The organism is Parafrankia sp. EAN1pec, from assembly GCF_000018005.1.
Classification (GTDB): domain Bacteria; phylum Actinomycetota; class Actinomycetes; order Frankiales; family Frankiaceae; genus Parafrankia; species Parafrankia soli.
In genome coordinates, this window is record NC_009921.1 from 399,238 (window position 1) to 416,537 (window position 17,300).

The 17,300-nt window shown below is 71.4% G+C and carries 14 protein-coding genes and 1 tRNA gene; 10 read left to right on the forward strand and 5 right to left on the reverse strand.

Translation table 11 applies throughout. From position 1 onward, the window contains the following. Positions 1-12: 12 nt before the first annotated feature. Positions 13-1,032, forward strand: a complete 1,020-nt coding sequence (locus FRANEAN1_RS01640; protein WP_012157777.1) for an ArsA-related P-loop ATPase — start codon at positions 13-15, stop codon at positions 1,030-1,032. Beyond that, positions 1,029-2,537, forward strand: a complete 1,509-nt coding sequence (locus FRANEAN1_RS01645; protein WP_347176941.1) for an ArsA-related P-loop ATPase — start codon at positions 1,029-1,031, stop codon at positions 2,535-2,537. The genes FRANEAN1_RS01640 and FRANEAN1_RS01645 overlap by 4 nt, the downstream gene beginning before the upstream one ends. Before the next feature lie 461 nt (positions 2,538-2,998). On the opposite strand, the gene FRANEAN1_RS01650 is transcribed toward FRANEAN1_RS01645, so the two are convergent. Then, entirely contained in the window at positions 2,999-3,355 is a 357-nt protein-coding gene (locus FRANEAN1_RS01650) for a WhiB family transcriptional regulator (protein WP_012157779.1), read from the reverse strand. A gap of 794 nt (positions 3,356-4,149) precedes the next feature. Here FRANEAN1_RS01650 and FRANEAN1_RS01655 point away from each other — a divergent pair. Then, positions 4,150-6,495, forward strand: a complete 2,346-nt coding sequence (locus FRANEAN1_RS01655) for a penicillin-binding protein (RefSeq protein WP_049795870.1) — start codon at positions 4,150-4,152, stop codon at positions 6,493-6,495. 30 nt (positions 6,496-6,525) lie between these two features. Here FRANEAN1_RS01655 and FRANEAN1_RS01660 read toward each other — a convergent pair whose 3' ends face one another. After that, positions 6,526-6,984, reverse strand: a complete 459-nt coding sequence (locus tag FRANEAN1_RS01660; protein ID WP_012157781.1) for a GatB/YqeY domain-containing protein — start codon at positions 6,982-6,984, stop codon at positions 6,526-6,528. A gap of 231 nt (positions 6,985-7,215) precedes the next feature. Between FRANEAN1_RS01660 and FRANEAN1_RS01665 the strand changes: the two genes are divergently transcribed. The 4 genes from FRANEAN1_RS01665 to FRANEAN1_RS01680 all read left to right on the forward strand — a co-directional run bounded on the left by FRANEAN1_RS01665 (position 7,216) and on the right by FRANEAN1_RS01680 (position 11,289). After that, a complete protein-coding gene (locus FRANEAN1_RS01665) occupies positions 7,216-8,127 on the forward strand; it encodes a metallophosphoesterase (protein WP_012157782.1) in 912 nt (303 codons plus the stop codon). Between the two features lie 150 nt (positions 8,128-8,277). Further along, positions 8,278-8,354, forward strand: a tRNA-Pro gene (locus tag FRANEAN1_RS01670). Positions 8,355-8,816: 462 nt separating this feature from the next. Beyond that, a complete protein-coding gene (locus tag FRANEAN1_RS01675; protein WP_012157783.1) occupies positions 8,817-9,482 on the forward strand; it encodes a response regulator transcription factor in 666 nt (221 codons plus the stop codon). Positions 9,483-10,017: 535 nt separating this feature from the next. After that, the gene (locus tag FRANEAN1_RS01680) at positions 10,018-11,289 is read left to right on the forward strand and encodes a choice-of-anchor D domain-containing protein (protein WP_347176942.1); all 1,272 of its coding nucleotides are present in this window, start codon (positions 10,018-10,020) and stop codon (positions 11,287-11,289) included. A 19-nt stretch (positions 11,290-11,308) separates the two neighbouring features. On the opposite strand, the gene FRANEAN1_RS01685 is transcribed toward FRANEAN1_RS01680, so the two are convergent. Next, positions 11,309-12,457 carry a hypothetical protein gene (locus FRANEAN1_RS01685; protein ID WP_012157785.1) on the reverse strand — a complete coding sequence of 383 codons (1,149 nt, stop codon included), beginning with the start codon at positions 12,455-12,457 and terminating at the stop codon, positions 11,309-11,311. Positions 12,458-12,725: 268 nt separating this feature from the next. Between FRANEAN1_RS01685 and FRANEAN1_RS01690 the strand changes: the two genes are divergently transcribed. The 3 genes from FRANEAN1_RS01690 to FRANEAN1_RS01700 are packed head-to-tail and all read left to right on the forward strand — an operon-like array spanning position 12,726 to position 15,377. Then, positions 12,726-13,664, forward strand: coding sequence for an alcohol dehydrogenase catalytic domain-containing protein (locus FRANEAN1_RS01690; RefSeq protein ID WP_012157786.1), 939 nt, complete (start codon positions 12,726-12,728; stop codon positions 13,662-13,664). Continuing rightward, positions 13,661-14,497: an SDR family oxidoreductase gene (locus FRANEAN1_RS01695; protein ID WP_012157787.1), complete on the forward strand. Its 837-nt coding sequence runs from the start codon at positions 13,661-13,663 to the stop codon at positions 14,495-14,497. Before FRANEAN1_RS01690 ends, FRANEAN1_RS01695 begins: the two co-directional genes overlap by 4 nt. Positions 14,498-14,543: 46 nt before the next feature. Further along, positions 14,544-15,377, forward strand: a complete 834-nt coding sequence (locus FRANEAN1_RS01700; RefSeq protein WP_012157788.1) for an enoyl-CoA hydratase — start codon at positions 14,544-14,546, stop codon at positions 15,375-15,377. A gap of 140 nt (positions 15,378-15,517) precedes the next feature. Here the strand turns inward: FRANEAN1_RS01700 and FRANEAN1_RS01705 are convergent, their stop codons facing one another. Both FRANEAN1_RS01705 and FRANEAN1_RS42880 read right to left on the reverse strand, forming a co-directional pair. Continuing rightward, entirely contained in the window at positions 15,518-16,957 is a 1,440-nt protein-coding gene (locus FRANEAN1_RS01705) for an aldehyde dehydrogenase family protein (RefSeq protein WP_012157789.1), read from the reverse strand. Next, entirely contained in the window at positions 16,954-17,082 is a 129-nt protein-coding gene (locus FRANEAN1_RS42880; protein WP_275078511.1) for a hypothetical protein, read from the reverse strand. Before FRANEAN1_RS42880 ends, FRANEAN1_RS01705 begins: the two co-directional genes overlap by 4 nt. Positions 17,083-17,300 lie beyond the last annotated feature (218 nt).

Below are 17,300 nucleotides of genomic sequence, written 5' to 3' on the forward strand. Positions count from 1 at the left end.
ACGGTCGAGCACGTGACCGGTGACGACAACGCGCCAGCGGCGACCGCCGGCCCCTGGGACTGTCGGTTGCACATCGTCACCGGCAAGGGCGGCACGGGAAAGACCACGATCGCCGGCGCGCTGGCCGTCGCGCTGGCCACCGGGGGGCGCCGGGTGCTGCTGACCGAGGTCGAGGGGCGCCAGCAGATCGCCCAGCTCTTCGATACCCCGCCGCTGCCCTACCGTGAGCGCAAGGTGGCGAGCGCGCCCGGCGGCGGCGAGGTCTTCGCGCTGGCCATCGACGCGGACGAGGCGTTGCTGGAGTACCTCGAGATGTTCTACAACCTGCGCCGCGCGGGGCGGGCGCTCGGCCGCATCGGCGCCGTCGACTTCGCCACCACGGTCGCCCCCGGTGTCCGTGACGTGCTCCTCACCGGCAAGGTGAAGGAGGCCGTCAACCGGCCGGACGGCACCCGTCCGAGTGGGCTCGCCTACGACGCGGTCGTGCTCGACGCGCCCCCCACCGGCCGGATCGCCCGTTTTCTGAACGTCACCGCGGAGGTCGCGGGGCTGGCGCGGATGGGCCCGATCAGGGCACAGGCGGACAGCGTGATGGCGGTGCTGGCGCCCGACCGGGCGGCGGTCCACCTGGTCACCCTGCTCGAGGAGATGCCGGTCCAGGAGACGGTGGACGGCATCCGGGAGCTGCGCGAGGTGGGCCTGCCGGTCGGCGCGGTAGTGGTGAACATGGTGCGCAGCCCGCTGCTCGCCCCCGGCGATCTCGACCTGGCCCGGCGTGGCCAGCTCGACCGCGAGGAACTGGCCACCGGCATCAAGGAGACCGGCATCGAGCCGACCGAGGAACTGATCTCGAACCTGGCCTGGGAGGCCGCGCAGCACGCCGAGCGGGTCGCGCTGGAGACGGCGCAACGTGCCGAGATCGCCGCGCTGGGACGTCCGGTCTACGAGGTGCCGCTGCTGGCGGACGGCGTGGATCTCGGTTCGCTCTACCGGTTCGCCGAGATGCTCCGAGCCCAGCGGATGGTGGCATGACCCCCGCGGGCGAGAACCCGGCTGACCCGACTACCGGCATGGACCCGACCACCGGCATGGACCCGACCACCGGCATGGGCACGGCCGGTGGCTCCACGGGCGGCCGCGGGCGGGCCGGTGGCGGGCCGCCGTCCGGTGGCGGCGATGGCGCCGGTGAGAGTGGTTCCGGCGCGACGGCCGGGAAGCCGACCCGCGCCGCGGGGTCACGCGCTACGGGATCACGCGCTGCGGGGAAGAAGACCACCACGGGGCGGGCGAAGGCGACGCCCGGATCGCCGCGGAAGGCGACCGGGGCCCGTAGGGCCACGGGACGGGGTCAGCGGACGGCGCCGAGCCGGCCGCGGCCGCGTCCGCATCCGCTCGGGGTCCCGCGGTTGGACGTCGACGCCATGCTCGACACCGAGCGGATCATCGTGTGCTGCGGGTCGGGCGGGGTCGGCAAGACCACGACCGCCGCCGCGCTCGCGCTGCGCGCCGCCGAGCGTGGCCGGCGCGTGGTGGTACTGACGATCGACCCGGCCAGGCGCCTCGCGCAGTCGCTCGGCCTGACCGCGCTCGACAACAACCCCCGCGAGGTCGCGGGGGTCGACCCGGCCGCCGGTGGCCATCTCGACGCGATGATGCTCGACATGAAGCGGACGTTCGACGAGATCGTCCTCGACCACAGCACGCCCGAACGGGCCGAGGCGCTGCTGGCGAACCCGTTCTACCAGTCGCTGTCGTCGTCCTTCGCCGGTACGCAGGAGTACATGGCGATGGAGAAGCTGGGGCAGCTCGACGCCAGCGGCTCCTGGGACCTGATCGTCGTCGACACCCCGCCGACCCGTTCGGCGCTGGACTTCCTGGACGCGCCGAACCGGCTCGGCGACTTTCTCGACGGGCGCCTGCTGCGCCTGCTGCTGGCGCCCGCGAAGGCCGGTGGCCGGGCGTACGCGAAGGTCATCGGAGCCAGCCTGGGCATGTTCACCCGGGTCATCACGAAGGTGCTCGGCGCGCAGCTGCTGGCCGACGTGAGCCAGTTCGTGGCCGCGCTGGAGACGATGTTCGGCGGTTTCCGGGCCCGCGCCGACGAGACGTTCCGCCTGCTCGCGGCGCCCGGCACCTCTTTCGTGGTGGTCGCGGCGCCCGAGGCGGCCGCGCTGCGGGAGGCGTCCTACTTCGTGGACCGGCTCGACGCGGACGGCATGCCGCTCGCGGGACTGATCGTCAACAAGATGCACTTCTGCGCCGCCTCCGCGCTGACCGTCGAGCGGGGGCTGGCCGCCGCTGAGAATCTCACCGACCACGGCGAGCATCCGCTGGCCGCGGCTGTGCTGCGTATCCACGCCGACCGGGCGCGGCTCGCCGAACGTGAGGTCCGGTTGCGTGAACGGTTCACCAGTGCCCATCCGGACACGGCACTCGTCGAGGTCGAGGCGTTGTCCGAGGACGTCCACGACCTGGCCGGGCTGCGGGAGATCGGTCGCGCGCTCGCCGGGGACGAACGGGCCGCGGCGGCCGGCTGACCGGCCGGGGAACGGCGGGTGGGAGCGCGCGGCGCGTGTTCTGGGGGAGGCCGACGTGGAGGTGGCTGGCGTAGGCACCTGGCGGGGTCCTGCCGTAGGCACGAAGGGTCGTTCCGCGGGACCCGTCGGGGACCGCGTACGGAACTCGATGCACTCGCTCGATGCACTGACTCAACGCACTGAACTGGCTTGACGCACTGAGATGACGGCCCCGGGAATCGCGCCGGTGCGATGTGAACCCGGGTCCAAGGAGGGCCTCCGCCCGTCCGGGCCATACACAGGAACGTGTTGCCCGGGATGTTGCGGGGGACCAGCGCCACTGGTGGAGACTTCACCGCCCATCCGGGCTATACGCGACTCGGATGGAAACAACTGTGTACTGCTGGTGTCACGTTCGGGGTGGTGGTGTCCGCTCGACCCCGCTGTCGTCGGACACCTCCGGATGAGGGCTCGAGGCCGGGCTAGCCGGCGGACGCGGAGCGGTGATCCGCCTGGGCGTCCGCGAGCAGCTTCCGCCAGGACGTGACGTCCGGACGGCGGCGGAGCAGCGCGCGGCGCTCCCGCTCGGTCATTCCTCCCCAGACGCCGAACTCGACATGGTTGTCGAGGGCGTCCGCCAGGCACTCGGTGCGCACGACGCACCCGAAGCACCTGGTCTTCACCCGGTTCTGGGCCGCTCCCTGGACGAAGAGCTCATCCGGGTCGAGGTCGCGACAGGCGGCGTGGGCCGTCCAGTCGCCGTCGGTGGTGGAGCCGACGAGCCCGGTCGTACTGGTACGGCGTGACAGGCTGACGGGTGGGGTCAGGCTTCTGGTCATGCCACCTGCCTTTCTTCTCGAGTCCGGGTCAGGGGGCCCGTGCGGGTGGTGACGTGGCGTTGAACCGAAACCGTACGGAGTGGCGTGGCCACGGCACAGACCCCACACGGGTGGTTGTCCAAATGACTAGTCCGGGCCATTGATCCCGATCGCCGCAGTAGTGCGATCTGTGACGCCCGTGTGTCACTTCGGTGACGCAACCGTGACCTTGCTGTGGCGTCGTAGTCTTAGTTCGATGAGGTAGCCGTTCGGACGCCTTGCCGTGCGTGCCCGTGTGGTCCCGGGCGGGCAGTGTGCGGGACCACAGTCCTGGACTGGCGGGCCCCGGGCGGGCACGGTGTTTGGGTCAGCGCAGTACTGGATCAGCGCCTCGGCCGCGGCCGGTGCGGGCACCTGACGAAGGCGGGCATCGTCGACGGCAGCGGAGGACTCGAGCAGGGGGTCCCGGGCTCAGTGTTCATACCAGGCCGAAACACCGGTGAAGCGCCGGTCGCCGAAGCCGGGACCGAGCCCCGGGGCGTTCCGTGCACCCAGCCGTTCCCCGTGTTCCCCGTGTACCCCGTGTACCCCGTGTTCGGAGCGTTCCCGGTGCCACGGTGGGTCCAGGCGTGATCCGGTCGAGACTCCGCGGCGCGGCCGACGCGCGGTCCACGTGGCAATCAGGCCTGTCCGCGCCGGCCTCCGGCCTCGCCTCACGGCATATCGGGCCCGACTCGGCGCGCCGCCGCCGAGTCACACCGAAACGGCTGCTCGGCATCCTCACCACCAGCGTGGCGGCGGGCGTTCTGGTCGGCATGCTCGCGCTGCCCGTCGTCGGCCTGGCCGGCGTGACCGCCAAGGGCGGCGCGGACCATTTCCTTTCTCTCCCCGCGAATCTGACCGTCCCCCCGCTGGCCCAGCCCTCACGCATCCTGGACGCCGCCGGAAACCAGATCGCGGTGCTGCGCGGCGAGCAGGACCGCGAGATCGTCGCCCTGGACAAGGTCCCGCCGCAGATGCGCCAGGCGATGATCGACATCGAGGACGCGCGCTTCTACGAGCACACCGGTGTCGACTACCGCGGAATGATCCGCGCGTACCTCGCCAACCAGGAGTCCGGCGGGGTCACCCAGGGCGGATCGACCCTCACCCAGCAGTACGTGAAGAACGTCCTGCTGGCCTCCGCCCGGACACCGGAGGAAAAGGCGGCCGCGACCGAGCAGACGGTCGACCGCAAGCTCCGCGAAGCCCGTTACGCGCTGTATCTGGAAGAACACCTCACCAAGGACGAGATCCTCGAGCGGTACCTCAACATCGCCTATTTCGGCGACGGCGCGTACGGCGTCCAGGCGGCCGCCCGGCACTACTTCAACATCGACGTCAGCCAGCTCGGCGTCACCCAGTCGGCGATGCTGGCCGGCCTGGTGAAGAACCCCACCGCGTACAACCCGGCGCTTCACCCGCAGGCCGCCAGGGAACGCCGCAACATCGTCCTCGACCGGATGCACGAGCTCGGCCACCTCGACGCCGCCGCGTGGAAGGCGGGCCGGGCCGAGGAACTCGTCCTCGACCGCCCGGCGCGGTCACCGGACGCCTGCCAGGACTCTTCCGCCCCCTTCTTCTGCTCCTACGTCCGCCAGGTGCTGCTGGCCGACCGGACGTTCGCCGCCACCCCCGAGGACGCCCGCCGGCTGCTGTTCGAGGGCGGGCTCACCATCCGGACCACGCTCGACCCGGTCGCGCAGGGCGCGGCGCAGACATCCGCACGCGAGGTGATCCCCACCGGGAACCGGGTCGCCGCCGGCGTCGCGATGGTGCAGCCGGGCACCGGCAACGTGCTGGCGCTCGCCGTGAACCGGGATTACGGCACGCCGGACGACAACCAGCCGCCGGCGCTGACCGCCGACTTCGTCCACACCAAGGAGATCTACCCGGTCGACCCCGACTCGTTCTCGCCCGGCTCCACGTTCAAGGTCTTCACCCTGGCCGCAGCGCTGGAGAACAACATCCCGCTGTCGACCACCTTCCACTCGCCGCTGTGCTATCACTCGGACCGCTTCCCCAACCCGGATCCGGGCGGGAAGAACTGCTACAGCAACGCCGACCCGAGCGAGGACGGCTTCTACTCCCTCACCACGGCGACCTGGAACTCGGTCAACACCTACTACATCCAGCTCGCCGAGCGCCTCGGCGTCATGAAGACCGCCGAGATGGCCCGCCGGCTAGGCGTCTCCTCCTGCCGGATCCGGCCGAATGAAGAGAACGACCCCGAGTGCAAGGGTGTGGAGGGGATCGGTCCGGTCGACGGCTCGGCGATCCTCGGCTCGAACGAGATCAGCACGCTGGACCTCGCCACCGCCTACGCGACGCTCGCCGCCCGCGGAAACCGCTGCTATCCCCGCACAGTGCTCTCGATCACACAGCGCGTCGGGACGGCTGACCGTCCGCTGGCCTTCAACACCGGAAAGCCGTGCGAACAGGTCCTCGCCCCCGGGATCGCCGACACCGTCGCCTCGGTTCTCCAGGGCGTCATCAACCACGGGACCGCGTCCGGGAACGCGCAGATCGGACGTCCGGCGGCGGGCAAGACCGGAACGGCCGAGGCATTCAGCACGGCGTCCTTCGCCGGTTTCATCCCGCAGCTGGCCACCGCGGTCACCCTCGCCGACCCGCGCGGCCCGACGACTCATCAGCTTCGCAACGTGCTCACCAGCCGTGTGGTGTTCGGCGGCGGATTCCCGGCCCAGATCTGGGCCCGGACGATGACGCGCACGATCGACGGCTTGGCGCTGCCCGTCATGCCACTGCCGGCGCCGGACAACACCCAGCCGCAGGTGCCCAAGAAGGCCCTGCCGGACGTCCGCGGGCAGAGCCAGCAGGCGGCCGAGTACGCTCTGCGCTCGCTGGGATTCCGGGTCCGCTCGGAGACCGTGCCGCACGTGGCCCCGCCCGGGATCGTCGTCGGCATGGCTCCCGGGCCCGGGGAGGAGATCTCCATGGATACCGAGGTGGTGCTCCAGGTGTCCGGCGGCCTCACCGGCGCGGTGCTGCTGCCGAACGGCGCCGGCGCACGCCCCGGCCAGCCCGCCGCCCCACCGGCGGGGGACGGCCGCGCAGGCATCCCGGGGCTGCCGGACCTGCGCAACCAGCTCCGGAACTGAAGGCCAGCGCGGCGCGGCGGGATCCGGTTGTCAGGACTCGCTCAGCCGCGCGCGGACGAGCTCGGACACCCGCTTCCCGTCCGCCCGGCCGGCGATGCGCGCCTGCGCGGCCTTCATCACCTGGCCCATCGCCTTCATGCCGGTGAGCCCGAGCTCGGCCATCACCTCGTCGATGATCGCTCGCAGCTCGTCCTCGCCGAGCTGGCTGGGCAGGTAGTCGGCGAGAACGTCACCCTCGGCGTTCTCGCGGCTGGACTGCTCGGGCCGCCCGGCGGCGGCGAACGCCTCCGCGGCCTCCCGGCGCTTGCGGACCTCCCGGGCCAGGATCTTCTCGACCTCGGCGTCGTCGAGCTCCCGGGCGGCGGTGCCGGCGACCTCCGCGTCCTTCACCGCGGCGAGGGCAAGGCGCAGCGTCGACAGGCGCAGGTCGTCACGTGCTCGCATGGCGACAGTGAGATCCTCGCGCAGCCGCTCCTTGAGTGTGCTCATGGTCGCCGAGCCTACGGCCCACCCGCACCGGCGGCCACGCGGTTTCCGCTCAGGTTCAGCCGCTGGTCCGGTTCGCGCCGGTGCGGCCGTTGGTCGGACGGCGCCGACGCGACCGGGGACGTCCGCCGGGGTGGCGGGACCTGTCCGCCGGGGTGGTCGGACACGTCCGCGGGCGTGGCACCGGGCAGCCGGGCCGTCGTGCGGCTGGGCGAGACTGGAGCGATGCGACCGATGCGACCGAGCCGGGGAACTGTCCGCGCGGTGTCGGGGCTCGCGGCCGCGGGTCTCGGCACCGCGCTCTACGCGGGCGTCTACGAGCGGACCGCCTACACCCTGCGCCGGCGCGAGGTGGCGGTTCTCTCACCGGGAAGTACCTCTCTGCGCCTGCTGCACATCTCGGACCTGCATGTCACCCCGAACCAGCACGGCAAGTTCGCCTGGCTGTCGGATCTGGCCCGGCTGGTCCCCGACCTCGTCGTGCTCACCGGCGATGTGCTCTCGCACCCCCGGGCCCAGGCCCCGCTGCTCGCCGCGCTCGACCCGCTCTTCACATTCCCCGGCCTGTTCGTGCCGGGCAACAACGACTACCACGCACCGACGTTGCGCAGCCCACACCGCTATCTCGGACGCACGAACACGCCCGGGCCGAAGGGCCCGGCGCTCGACTGGGCGGGTTTCGCCCGCGCGCTCGCCACGGCCAGCGGCTGGCGTGAGCTGACCAACATCCGGGGCACGATCGACATCGGGGGCCGCACCCTCGACCTGCGTGGGGTCGACGACGCCCGCCTGCGCCGCGACCGGCTCGCCCTGGTCTCCGGCCCGCCCGAGCCGGGCACGGCGCTGGGGCTCGGCCTGTCACACACCCCCGAGCCCAGGGTGCTGGACGCCTTCACGGCGGACGGGGTCGACCTCATCCTCTCCGGCCACACCCACGGCGGACAGATCCGGCTGCCCGGCTACGGCGCGCTGGTCACCAACTGCGGCATCGACCGGGAGCGGGCCTGGGGCCTGTCGCGGCACGCGGCGGGCGGGCGGCACTCCTGGCTGCACGTGTCCGCCGGGCTCGGTACCTCACCGTTCGCCCCGTTCCGCTTCAACTGCCGCCCGGAGGCAACGCTGCTCACGCTCACCGAACGTCGCTGATCCGTGCCCGTCCCCGGAGGGCAGGCCGGCGGTCCCGAGGGCGGGGCGAGCCGGCGGAGCGCCGGTGCCGGCCCGGTGGACCGTTCCGAAAACCGGGGTACCCCGGCACGCCACTCGGATCCTTGCGTCTAGTACACTGAGCCACGGTCACGGGGTGTGGCGCAGCTTGGTAGCGCGCTTCGTTCGGGACGAAGAGGTCGTGGGTTCGAATCCCGCCACCCCGACCAGCTAGAGGCCACTTTCGATCATTGAAAGTGGCCTCTTCGCCGTTCTGGGTGACCATCTGAGCCGCCGGCCCTCCGCCCACCGGACTGAGAAGATTCAACTCATCGGGAATCTTCCCGAGGTCGCCGGAGACAGCCGGGGATTTCGGACGGCTCGAACCGTCGCGGTTGCTCGGAACCGTACATAGAGACGTGGCCGGCGGGGCGTGCCGACTTGATTGGGCCCGCGGCGGGTCCGGTAAGACGTGCGATCTCCTTGTGTCAGGTCTGTGACGTTTCGTGGCGTGCCTGGGATGCTGGGGCAGTGCCAAGGGGGGACAAGCCGGCTCGTCCATACCGAGTACGGGCGGCTGTGGTGCTCGGTGCTGTGGCCTTCGGCGTGGTCGTCCGGGTCGCCGCGGTCGTTGGCGGGCTGACGGTGGGCGACCGTGCCGGCGGTGGGACGTCCGTACGGGCTGTGCTCCCATGCGTGTGACGCCGACCCGGGTCGTCCTGGCGGACGACGCGCCGCTGTTCCGTCAGGCCATAGCCTGGCTGCTGGAGCAGCACGACTTCCAGGTCGTGGGGCAGGTGAGCGACGCCGACGGGCTGCGTAACGCGGTCTCGGCGCTACGCCCCGACATCGCGGTCATCGACATCCGCATGCCTCCCACCGGCCGGCTGGAAGGCCTGGAGAGCGCGGTGGAGCTGCGCGCCCGGCATCCGGACCTCGGGGTGCTGCTGCTCTCGCACTACCTGGAGTCGCATTACCTTCCGGTGCTTTTCGGCGCGAACGCCCGGGGCGTGGGCTATCTACTCAAAGAGCGCGTGACCGGCATCGAGGCGTTCGTCGAGGCCGTTACCCGGGTCGCGGCGGGAGGCTGCGTTCTCGACCCCGAGGTCGTCGACCTGATGATCGCCGCCCGGTCGCGGCGTGATCCCCTGCACACCCTGACCGCCCGCGAACGGGAGGTGCTCGCGCTGATGGCCGAGGGCCGTTCCAACCAGGCGATCGGTGCGCAGCTGGTCCTCACTCCGAAGACGGTCGAATCCCATGTGCGCAGCATTTTCACCCGGCTCGGCCTGGCACCCGAACCGGACGATCACCGGCGGGTTCTCGCGGTGCTCACCTATCTGCGAGCACATCACTGACCGACGTGTTCAGGGCGCGCCGACGACGCGATCCGGCTCGGCTACCGACTGGCCGTCGAGGTCGGGAAGCTGCAGGACGAGCAGCACGATGTCCGGGTTGACGGCGACCGCCGCGGCCAGTCCGGCCTATCCTGTCCGGCGTCACCGACGACCCGGTAGCCGCCGGCCGTCAGGATGACGCTTGCCAGGGCACAGAAATCCGCGTGGTTATCCGTGAGAAGCGCCGTGGCGGACATTTGTCCGAGGATGCCACTCGAAGCCGGTCCCGGTTTCAGGGCTACCCCTGATGTTGGCCGCTGCCGGAAAGATCAGGCTCATCTTCGTGACCGATCATCCTTCGGGGGAAACAGCGCCCCGTGGGAAAACGGCGCCCGCGCCGGTCAGCCGGATCGCCGGCCACATCCGCCGCGGCCGGTCCGGTGAACCCGGGCCAGCGCGCCACGGGGGGGTGCGCTGGCCCATCGGGCCAGCGTGGTTCCGCGTGCCATGAACGCCCGTTCACTCACAGCCGGGGGGCCTTCCAGTGACGTCTCAGGTGAGCATCGATCTCAGGCCGGGCGTACCGAAGGAAGGCGGGACCCGTGCGGTGGCGGCGAAGCCGAGGAGGCGGCGGCGGAAGGATCGTACCGGGTTCACGGCGGTGGCCCGGGCCGGTCGGCGCCGCGCCGCGGGATTTCTGCTGGCGGTCGTTGTTCTAGTCGGCGCCAGTGCCTGCCAGGCCGAATACAAGCCACCGTTCGCACCCATCGTGTTCGCCATCGACGAGAACGGCAACATCGACGTCAGCGCGAGTCGTGACCTGGTGACCCCGATCGGCACCTTCACGATCAGCGAATCGGTTGCATTGCCGCGGGACGTCCCATCGGACCGAACCCTGATGATCCTTCGTCACAAGGTCGCCGGTGAGCTGAAGGATGCTTGGTTCACGCTACTGGCCGCGGTGAACCTGCACTTCTCCGTGGACGGCGCGAACCGACTCGTCCCGCAGGCCGAGGAGAACGTCGCGCTGTTGGAGGTGACCGGCCCGGCGACCGGGGTGGTCGCCGAAGCGACAGACGACGACTCCGGTGACCGTTTCGAGTCCGAGCAGGTCGAGGTACTGCCGGAGGTTCCCGAGGACACGGACCCCTCGGCCACACCGGACGACGGCGGGCCGAGCGGAGGGCCGAGCGGCGGGTCGGGTGAGCCGGGCATCGAGGTGACACCGGAGACGCTGAGTTGCGATGACTCGGGGTGCGCCGGGACCGTGACCGTGGAGAGCACCGGCACCGGCACGCTGCGGGTCACCTCGACCGAGATCATCGGTCCTGACGCCGACGCGTTCTCCGTGGACGCGGGCTGCGAGGCCGAGCTGCCTCCCGGCGGGCAGTGCACTCTCAGCGTCGGCTACGTGCCGCTGGACAGCGGCGAGGCGGCCGCCGCGACGCTGGTCATCCACCAGAATCTCAGCGGTCCCGCCAACGAGGTGAACCTGGAGGGGAGCGCCGGGACGACGCCGCCCGGCCCGGAGCCCGGCATCGCCGTGACGCCGGAGACGGTGTTCTGCACCAGCTCCGCCTGCCAGCCGGTGACGGTCGAGAGCACCGGCGACGACCCGCTGGCCGTCACGTCCGTCGAGATCGTGGGTTCAGGCGCCGCCGCGTTCAGCTACACGAGCGACTGCGAGGGCGCGTCCCTGCCGACAGGCGCCCGGTGCGTCGTCACCCCCGAGTACACGCCGCAGGGCGGCTCCGATGCGACGGCCACCCTGGTCATCCACCACAATCTCGCCGGGCCCGCGACCGAGGTCACCCTCTCTGCCTCCTGAACCCGTTTCCGCCCTCGGGCTAGCTGATCCGCCCGGCGGGGGATGGGCATGGGGCCGGTGGCGCATCGGCGAAGCCCGTGACCCGGTACTCGCCGGTGGAGTCGCGGGCAAGGTTCACCCGGATCCGGGACGCGATGCCGATCTGCCCGGTGGGCAGCGACTGCTCCAGGGTCTCCCGCCCGGTCTCGTCCAGACAGCTGTCCACGGCGACCGCCCCGCCCTCCGGCCCGGCCGAGACCCCGGTGACCAGGAGCCGCAGCGGCCCGCGGACGGATCGTCCCGGGATGGCGCGGTTCTGGTCCAGGAGGGTCGTCAGCATGCCGAAGAAGGATCCGTCGACCTGGTCCAGCAGCGTGCCGAGGGCGGCGCGGTCGCCTTCCTGGGCCCGGGCGAAGGCGTCCCAGAAGGTGAGATGGACGCGGACCGCGGGGCTGGCGGGGTCCACCCCCGGCCCGGTCGTCATCTGGACGGAGCCCGCGATGACCGGGGCCCCGCCCGCGGCCGGGGCGTCCTCCGGGCCCGTGGACGCCGGCGGTGTCCCGGTTCCGTCCCAGGAGACGAAGGGCGTCAGCGCGGTGACGATCTGACGGTCGGTCGGGGCGCTGAACACCTCCGCGCCGCTCCAGGCGACCTTCACCGAGGTCGGGCACCCCGCGGCGGCCGGGTTGACCGGGACGGTGGCGACGACCTGCCCCGTGCGCGCCGCGCGCACCGTGATCCGGTACGAGGTGCGGAAGAACGGCACCTGCTCCTGGCTGCCGATGTCGAAATGGCAGATGACATCGGTGGGTTCGCGGGCGTCCCGCTCGGCGCACGCGACGAGCTGGGCCTGCGCCGGCGGTGCCAGGAAGGCGTCGCGCTCGGGCTGGCCCATGTCCTGGAGCAGCCGGACGGGGAACGTCGACCCGGTGGGGTCGTTTCCCTGCTGCTGGCTGAACAACGCCACCGGATGCGGTGTTGGCCCGGTGTAGGGCGGAGCGGAGGTGAGGGCCACGTTGCCGGCACAGACCTCGTTGAGGGAGCCCATGTCGACCGGCCCGTCGACGGCGCGGACCTCGCCGCCGGAGCCCCGGCCGCCGGCCGAGCTGGCGTCGCCCGACGCGCCCCCGCACGCGGCGAGCCCGCAGACCGCCGCAATGGTCAGTGCCCCCACCGAGAGTAGCCGCACGTGCGCCCCTTGTCCCGCGGCCGCCGCCGTCGGGTGGGCGACTGTTTCGTCCGGGAAGATCCCCACCATATCGACGGCGTGGCGACGTCTCGCGGTCAGATCCGGCGCCGGAAAGCGGGGCCGGTGGGGAAGCGGCGATACCGTTTCCGCGGCGGGATACTGAGAGTACGATTCCGGCGATGAAGAAGCTGTTTCCGCATGTTCAGAACAGCGTTCTGATGATGCGGGTGACAAGGGCGGATCGAATCGTCACCGTCAGGGAGCTCCCATGAAAGCCGTACGTGCCGGTAACGGCGGCGTCAGCGTCGTCGACCTCGAGGAGCCGCCCGGCTCCGGCGAGGTCTTGAAGATCGCGGCCGCGAGCATCTGTAGCTCCGACCTCCTGTACATCAGATTAGGCAGCCAACGGATCATCGGGCACGAGCTGGCGGGCGTGCGCGAGGACGGATCAGCGGCGATCGTCGAGGCGATCATGGGCTGCACGGTGTGCGACCTCTGCCGGCAGGGCCGGTACAACCTCTGCGTGCAGCACACGAAGCAGGCCCTCGGCGCGACCGCCGACGGTGGGATAGCCGAGCAGTTCCGCGTGCCCTCGGAGCGGCTCGTCCCGCTCCCGGCCGGCCTCGACGTCCGCGACGCCCCGCTGGTCGAGCCGGCGTCGGTCTCCTGGCACGCCCTGCGGCTCGCCGGCACCGGGCCGAACACCCGGGTCGCCGTCGTCGGGGCCGGTGCGCTGGGTCTGCTCGCCGTCGCCGGTGCGCGGCACCAGGGCGCACCCGAGGTCGCCCTCGACGCGCGTCACCCCCACCAGGCCGAGGCCGGGGAGCGGCTCGGCGCGACGCTCGCCCACGACGGGCTCTACGACGTGGTCGTGGAGGCCGCCGGGTCGACGAGCGGCCTCGACCGCGCGATCGATCTGGTCGCCCCCGGTGGCACGGTGGTCTGCGTGGGGGTCCAGCTGGAAAGCAAGGTCGGGGTCAACTGGAGCCCGCTGTTCCACCGCGAGGGCCGGCTCATCCCCTCCATGGGCTACTGCGCCCACGAGAACGGTCGGGAGATGGAGGACGCAGCGGCCATGCTCGCCAAGGACCCCGAGATCACCCGGACGCTGATCACTCACCGGTTCCCGATCGCCGACGCCGCCGAGGCGTTCCGGGTCGCCGCCGACCGCAAGGCCGGCGCGCTGCGGGTGGTGATCGAGCCGTGAGCACCGTGGGCATCGTGACGGGGGCCGGCCGCGGCATGGGTCTGGCCTGCGCCCACCGGCTCGTCGACCTGGTGGACGTCCTGCTCCTGGTGGACCGCGACCCCGCCGTCGCCGGAGTGGTCGGCGAGCTCACCAAGGCCGGTTCGGCCACCGTCGAGCCGTTCGTCCTGGACATCACCGACGTCGACGGCGTGGAGCGGCTCGCCGCCCGGGTCGCCGAGCTCGGCACGCTGCGCGCCGTCGCCCACGCGGCCGGGATCTCCCCGACCATGGCCGACTGGCGGCGCATCTTCGCCGTCGACCTGGTCGCCACGGCGCAGCTGGCGCAGGCGCTGCGGCCGCTCACCACGGCCGGCACGGCGTCGGTCTACTTCGCCTCGATGGCGCCGATCCTGGCGATCGGTGAACCCCACCCGACCGCCGACGCCGCGCTGGACGACCCGCTCGCCCCGGACCTCCTCGACCGGATCCACGCCGCGCTCGGCGCCACGGTCGAGGACTCGGGCTGGGCCTACTCGTGGGCCAAACGGGGGGTGCAGCGCTTCGCCCAGCAGGAGGCCGTCCGGGTCGGGCCGCTCGGCGGCCGGGTCTGCTCCCTCTCCCCGGGGATCATCGACACGCCGCAGGGCAAGCAGGAGGCGGCGGAGCACAGCTCCATGCAGGCGCTCGTCGAGCGGACCCCGGTCGGCCGCATCGGGCAGTCCGAGGACGTCGCCGACGTGGTCGCCTTCCTCCTGTCGGACCAGGCGCGCTTCGTCAGCGGCATCGACGTCCTCGTGGACGGCGGGGTCGCGGCGGCCGTGCGCGGGCCTGCCGCCGCTGCCGTGAGGTAGCGGGACTCCGCCCGAGCCGGTGGATCCTTGACCTGATGGTGAATCCATGACCTATGGAAGCGGGGTGTCGGTGGTGGGCGAGAGCGAGCCCGTCGTCGTAGTCGAGACCGCGGACCGCGTCACGACAGTGACGCTCAACCGGCCCGCCGCGCGCAACGCGCTCAGCCGGGCGCTCACGCACGCGCTGTGGGACGCCGTCGCCGCGGCCGGGGATGATCCCGGCGTCGACGCGGTGATCCTGACCGGCGCCGATCCCGCGTTCTGCGCCGGGGTCGATCTCAAGGAGGTCTCGGGCGAGGTGCCGCCCTCCGCCGTCCCGCGCGGGCCGGGGGAGGGGCCCGAGCGGTACGACAACGGGCTGTTCCGGTTCCTGCCCGTCATCGACAAGCCGGTCATCGGAGCCGTCAACGGCGTGGCCGTGACGGGAGGCCTCGAGCTGGCCCTGCAGTGCACGTTCCTGGTGGCCTCGGAGCGCGCCCTGTTCGCCGACACCCATGCCCGGCTCGGGATCATGCCGGGCGGCGGGGCCACCGTCCTGCTGGCGCGGTCGATCGGGCTGCGCCGGGCCGTCGAGATGTCGTTGACCGGCAACTTCCTGACCGCGGCGGAGGCGCTGCGGCTCGGCCTGGTCAACCACGTCGTGCCGCACGACGAGCTGCTGGGGTGCGCGCGGCGGCTGGCCGGCGACATCGTGAGCAACGACGGGCAGAGCGTTCGCCGGCTGCTGCTGCACTACCGGCAGCTGGCGAACACGGCGACCCTCGACGAGGCGCACCTGGCCGAGGGGCTCATGGCCGAGATGTGGCGGCCCGGAACCAGCCACGTCGCCGCCCGGCGCACCGATGTCACCCAGCGCGGCCGCCAGCAGACCCGCGCCTGACCCGGCCCGCGGTCACCGCAACAGCGATCCGGCACCCGGCCGTCCGGTGCGGGCCGTCGCGTAGACGGCTGTGGCGGTCGGGTGAGTCCGGTGGGATTCACCCGACCGCCACGGTCGGGGTTGATCGGAGGCGGGCAGGGTCAGGACGCGGCCGGGGTGGCGATGGTTTTGATCTCGAGGAATTCCTCGAGGCCGGGGGTGCCGCTTTCGCGGCCGATGCCGGACTGCTTGTAGCCGCCGAAGGGGGCGTCGGGGGCGTACCAGCTGCCGCCGTTGACGCTGATGGTGCCGCTGCGGATGCGGCGGGCGACGGCGAGGGCGCGGTCGGTGTCGGCGCTGAGGACGGATCCGGAGAGGCCGAAGATGGAGTTGTTGGCGATGTTCACGGCGTCGTCGTCGCCGTCGTGGGGGATGACGGCGAGGACGGGGCCGAAGATTTCTTCCTGGGCGATCTCGCTGTCGGGGTCGACGCCTGCGAGCAGGGTGGGGGCGTAGAAGAACCCGGGGTTGATCTTTTCGCCGCCGGTGACGAGGGTGGCGCCGGCGGCGATGGCGCGTTGGACGATGCCGTCGACCTTGTCGCGTTGCTTCTCGCTGATGAGCGGGCCCATGTAGGTGTCGGGTTCGGTGGGGTTCCCGACTTTGATCTGGCCGAGCATGGCGGCGACCTTCTCGACGATGGCGTCGTGTTGGGCGCGGGGGACGACGAGGCGGCTGGTGATGGCGCAGCCCTGCCCGGAGTGGGAGCAGATGGTGAACGCGGCCATCATGGCGGCGAGGTCGTGGTTGGCGTCGTCGAGGATGACGAGGGCGGATTTCCCGCCGAGTTCGAGGAAGACTTTTTTGACGGTCTTGCTGGCGACTTCCATGATGCGTCGGCCGACGGCGGTGGACCCGGTGAAGGTGATCAGGTCGACGTCGGGGTGGCCGGTGAGGACTTCGGCGGCGTCGATGTCGATGGAGGTGATGACGTTGACGACGCCGGCGGGGATGTCGGTCTCGTTGGCGATGAGTTCGCCGAGGGCGAGGGCGAGCAGGGGGGTGTCGGGGGCGCCTTTGAGGATGACGGTGCAGCCGGCGGCCAGGGCGGGGGCGAGTTTCGCGAGGGCGAGCTGGGTGGGGTAGTTGTAGGCGACGATCGCGGAGACGACGCCGGCGGGTTCGCGTTCGATCCAGCGGTGGTGCTGGGCGCCGCGGGATTCGACGGTGCCGAGGTCCTGGGTGAACTGGTAGCCGGCGGTGAGGTCGGCGTAGTACTTGACGAGGTTGATCGGGTCGCCGAGGGCGGGCCCGTCGGTGATCATGCGGGGGTGGCCGACCTCGGCGATGGTGAGTTCGCGGAGTTCTTCTTTGTGCTTGACGAGGACGTCGTGGAGCTGGTTGAGGCACTGGACGCGGAACGCGACGTTGGTCGACCAGTCGGTGGTGTCGAAGGCCTTACGGGCGGCCTTGACCGCGGCGGTGGTCTCTTCGACCGTCGCGTCCGCGGCCTGGCCGATGACTTCGCCGGTCGAGGGGTTGATCGAGTCGACCGTCCGCTCGGTCTCGACAAGCTTCCCGTCGATCAGTAACCGCTTCACAGCCGCTCCTCGTTGATGTCGATCATCTTTGATGACTCGCTCGTCGTCACGGTGAGAGTTCCGAGGTGCACACCGGAACGCCGCCCGCCACGGGTTGTGCCCGCCGCTTCGCTCCCGGTTCGCATCTCGACCTCTTTTCTCCGACGCGTGCCGGGGCGGGCGGGCCGAGCGGGCGGCCCGGTGGAGCCTGACACGTCTCGATCGCGTCCTGACCGCCACGTCGTATTTCGTGTCGTAATCCTACTTACGCCAAATTCGGAGTCAACCGTTTGACAGTGGAGTAGACCCGGCCCGGCCGGACCGGAGATCCATGGATCTCCATGGATCTCCACGTGGCCGTCCG

What these genes read in the sequence shown, in the direction of transcription:
- FRANEAN1_RS01665 (WP_012157782.1), top strand. Translation starts at nt 7,216, where the DNA reads ATGCGACCGAGCCGGGGAACTGTCCGCGCGGTGTCGGGGCTCGCGGCC.
- FRANEAN1_RS01655 (WP_049795870.1), top strand. Translation starts at nt 4,150, where the DNA reads ATGCTCGCGCTGCCCGTCGTCGGCCTGGCCGGCGTGACCGCCAAGGGC.
- FRANEAN1_RS01645 (WP_347176941.1), top strand. Translation starts at nt 1,029, where the DNA reads ATGACCCCCGCGGGCGAGAACCCGGCTGACCCGACTACCGGCATGGAC.
- FRANEAN1_RS01700 (WP_012157788.1), top strand. Translation starts at nt 14,544, where the DNA reads ATGACCTATGGAAGCGGGGTGTCGGTGGTGGGCGAGAGCGAGCCCGTC.
- FRANEAN1_RS01660 (WP_012157781.1), bottom strand. Translation starts at nt 6,984, where the DNA reads ATGAGCACACTCAAGGAGCGGCTGCGCGAGGATCTCACTGTCGCCATG.
- FRANEAN1_RS01690 (WP_012157786.1), top strand. Translation starts at nt 12,726, where the DNA reads ATGAAAGCCGTACGTGCCGGTAACGGCGGCGTCAGCGTCGTCGACCTC.
- FRANEAN1_RS42880 (WP_275078511.1), bottom strand. Translation starts at nt 17,082, where the DNA reads ATGCGAACCGGGAGCGAAGCGGCGGGCACAACCCGTGGCGGGCGGCGT.
- FRANEAN1_RS01675 (WP_012157783.1), top strand. Translation starts at nt 8,817, where the DNA reads ATGCGTGTGACGCCGACCCGGGTCGTCCTGGCGGACGACGCGCCGCTG.
- FRANEAN1_RS01650 (WP_012157779.1), bottom strand. Translation starts at nt 3,355, where the DNA reads ATGACCAGAAGCCTGACCCCACCCGTCAGCCTGTCACGCCGTACCAGT.